This window comes from Parasynechococcus sp., from assembly GCF_042954245.1.
In the GTDB taxonomy this organism is placed as follows: Bacteria; Cyanobacteriota; Cyanobacteriia; order PCC-6307; family Cyanobiaceae; genus Parasynechococcus.
Genome location: NZ_JBGKDP010000125.1, coordinates 1 through 2,338, shown reverse-complemented (window position 1 = coordinate 2,338; position 2,338 = coordinate 1). Strand labels below are relative to the sequence as shown.

Annotated in this window: 3 protein-coding genes and 2 pseudogenes; 2 read left to right on the top strand and 3 right to left on the bottom strand. The window is 59.5% G+C overall.

What is annotated here, in order from left to right; translation table 11 throughout:
• Positions 1-257, top strand: a pseudogene (dcd, locus tag ACGVJ8_RS05670) (dCTP deaminase); the annotation flags it as partial.
• 21 nt (positions 258-278) lie between these two features.
• On the opposite strand, the gene thyX reads toward dcd, so the two are convergent.
• Entirely contained in the window at positions 279-1,001 is a 723-nt protein-coding gene (gene thyX, locus ACGVJ8_RS05665) for an FAD-dependent thymidylate synthase (protein WP_392346220.1), read from the bottom strand.
• Positions 1,002-1,036: 35 nt separating this feature from the next.
• Entirely contained in the window at positions 1,037-1,588 is a 552-nt protein-coding gene (locus ACGVJ8_RS05660; protein ID WP_392346218.1) for a thioredoxin domain-containing protein, read from the bottom strand.
• A gap of 63 nt (positions 1,589-1,651) precedes the next feature.
• On the opposite strand from ACGVJ8_RS05660, the gene ACGVJ8_RS05655 reads away from it, so the two are divergent.
• Positions 1,652-2,137: a hypothetical protein gene (locus tag ACGVJ8_RS05655; RefSeq protein WP_392346216.1), complete on the top strand. Its 486-nt coding sequence runs from the start codon at positions 1,652-1,654 to the stop codon at positions 2,135-2,137.
• On the opposite strand, the pseudogene ACGVJ8_RS05650 reads toward ACGVJ8_RS05655, so the two are convergent.
• Positions 2,063-2,338, bottom strand: a pseudogene (locus ACGVJ8_RS05650) (hypothetical protein); the annotation flags it as partial. The gene ACGVJ8_RS05655 and the pseudogene ACGVJ8_RS05650 overlap by 75 nt on opposite strands.

Sequence of the window (2,338 nt, the reverse complement as noted above, 5' to 3'; positions counted from 1 at the left end):
TCACTGTGAGTTGCCTGGGGAAAAGCACCTACGCACGTCTCGGCATCATTGTGAACACCACGCCGGCCGAAGCCGGGTGGGAAGGGCATCTCACCCTTGAATTCAGCAACAGCTCCGGGGCTGATTGCCGCATCTATGCCGACGAAGGAATCTGTCAGTTGCTCTTCTTTGAAGGTGATCCCTGCGATACCACCTACAGCGATCGGCAGGGTAAATACCAACATCAGCCGGAACGGGTGACCCTGGCCAAGGTGTGATCACGGGTTGATCCGGTCCACTCAGGGGGCCAGCCGAGCTTTGTGCAGACGGCTCTTCTCATACCAGGCAGCGAATTCTGGGGTCCATGCCTGAAGATGCGGCCACATCAGATCGCAGAGTTGGCGGATCTCCAGCTGAGCGTCGAGCTTGGCCCGAAGATCCATGAAGTGCAGAAATGCCCGCAGACTGAAGCTGACGACGAAGTGTTGTCGGTAGTCAAAGGGGAGAATTCCCCGGGCATGTTCTTCTGCAAAACCAGCGTTGAGTAGGTCTCGATAGCGTTCTGCGGCGCTCTTGCAGAGCTCAAGATCACGGCTGCGCAACTCATCGGTGTAGGCGTACTTCTTGCCCTGGCGATCGCTGTAGTCGCCGACCGGCCGCAGATAAAAAACCTCCTCGAGGTCCAGCTCGCCATTCGCGGCTCGACAGATGCGATCACCGGTGTAACGCATCGACTGCACATCAAAACTGACGCCCACGCGATGGGTGCGGGCTTGTTGCATCACCGAATGCGGAAACCAGCCCACGTTGAGCACGATCTGGGCATGTTCCATGGGCCCGTAATGACCACGTTCCCCTGACAGCAGCCGTTTGACGCAGATCTCACCCGCCCGTGTTTCATCCGGCCAGTTTTCGCGATCCCCAGCGACGAATCCTTCGCTGTAGTCCTGATGCATCGCCGCATAGACGCATCGCTGCGGATCGGGCGTGGCGGCAATCAGATCGACTCGGAAGCGATCCATGTCAGGTGGTCAGCGCAACACGCCGATCATGGCGCTTATCCGTGACTGCGTGGGCCGGCCATGACGTCGCGGGTGGTGTTGCTCTCGTTCACAGCGCTGATGTTGCCCACGCCGGCCAGTTGCGGCAACGCTTGTCCCGTGATCAGAGCATCCCCCAGGACCGTCAGTTCCTCCGGTCGTCTCACGCCGATCGAACGGCCTCGGGGTTGCCCGTCGGCCGCGAAGAAATTCAGCTGTGGAATGCCATTGACGTCGTAGTCATCCACCAGATCAGCCCAGCGGGGATTGTCGACATTGACCAGGACGATGTCGAGTTTGTTTTTGCTGGATTGTTCAAGAGCGAGCATGGCGGGCGCCATTTCGCGACAGGCCTGACACCAATCGGCGTAGAACTCAATGATCGTCGGGCGTCCATTGCTGAGGGCCTGGTCGGGCTCCAGAGAGCGTCGGGCCAGCTGCTCCATCGGGGATCCACTGTTGACGCCGCCACGCAAAACCAGGAGTGCCGTCGCCAAGGCCACTGCCATCAAAAGCAGCAGCACACGTTGCGTTGTCCCCAGCAGCGGTGGAGCGGGTTGTTCCGACATCGATCTCGACCGGGTGTCTGCACTTTGCCAGGGCTGTTCCGTCGTTGTGGCTAGCGTTTTTTGATGGCTCTGATCCGTGTGCTGACCTTGCCATTTCGAGCACCGCTGCTGCTGGTGCTCTTTGGCGTTGCCCTGGTCCTCGGCAATCACTGGAGCCTGCAACAGGCCCAGATCGGGATGACGCAGGGCCTGGGTCCTTTGCTCTTCTGGACTCTGGAGTTGGTTCAGGTGGGGCTGGTGGTCGTGATTTGCACCATGCCTGACCTGTTGATGCGTCAGGTGTCGTTGCTGATGGCCTCGAGCCGTGTGGTCACCTTGGTGGTCAGCCTGCTGGTGGTGGTGACCTGCGGATTGATCTTGATGCGGACGAATCTGCTGGTGAATGTTCTGATTCTGTCCAGTGCCCTGCTTTTGGCACGGTTGGACCTGGCCCGGATCGGTGTCGTCCCACCGCCGCTGGTCACCATCGTGGGTCTAGGGAGCTGGTTGCTGCTTGGGTTGTGGATCGGGCACCGTCTGCCCAGCCCCCTTCTGTTCGCAATGGGCTGATCCGTGCGGTGTGCGGTAGCCGTTCCAGTTCGCCAGCACCTTTTTGACGTAATAGCGGGTTTCAGGAAATGGAATCCGTTCGATCCAGAGCTCCGGATCCTGGGTGCTCTCTTCGCTGGCCCAACGGGATGCATTGCCTGGGCCGGCGTTGTAACTGGCGATGGCCAGCACGGGATTCTGCTGCCAAAACTCGAGCAATTG

What these genes read in the sequence shown, in the direction of transcription:
- thyX (WP_392346220.1), bottom strand. Translation starts at nt 1,001, where the DNA reads ATGGATCGCTTCCGAGTCGATCTGATTGCCGCCACGCCCGATCCGCAG.
- ACGVJ8_RS05660 (WP_392346218.1), bottom strand. Translation starts at nt 1,588, where the DNA reads ATGTCGGAACAACCCGCTCCACCGCTGCTGGGGACAACGCAACGTGTG.
- ACGVJ8_RS05655 (WP_392346216.1), top strand. Translation starts at nt 1,652, where the DNA reads ATGGCTCTGATCCGTGTGCTGACCTTGCCATTTCGAGCACCGCTGCTG.